The sequence below is a fragment of the Flammeovirga sp. OC4 genome (assembly GCF_000812565.1).
In the GTDB taxonomy this organism is placed as follows: Bacteria; Bacteroidota; Bacteroidia; order Cytophagales; family Flammeovirgaceae; genus Flammeovirga.
This window is the reverse complement of sequence record NZ_JTAM01000058.1, coordinates 1-265: the sequence shown is the minus strand read 5'-3', so window position 1 is coordinate 265 and position 265 is coordinate 1. Positions and strand designations below refer to the sequence as shown.

General features: G+C 35.5%; 1 protein-coding gene. It reads right to left on the bottom strand.

From position 1 onward, the window contains the following. On the bottom strand, positions 1 to 265 hold a 265-nt coding region (locus PL77_RS32075; protein ID WP_044210620.1), incomplete at both ends, for a PKD domain-containing protein.

Sequence of the window (265 nt, the reverse complement as noted above, 5' to 3'; positions counted from 1 at the left end):
TCGATTGAGAACCGTAATGTCAAATGTCTGAGCTACTTCAGAATATTGATCGGAAGCGGTAATCGTAACTTCACTGCTTCCAATAGATTTCGGAATGAAAGTAAAATGATTTAAAGAACTACTTGTGAAATCAACTACCGATTCGTTTTCTAGTGCTATTGTGTAAGTCAATGGTTGACCGTCAATATCTTCAAATAGTGTATCTAAATCTACATTGAAACCTGAATCGGTTAAATACAACTCTTGAGATTCTACCCTCTGCAAT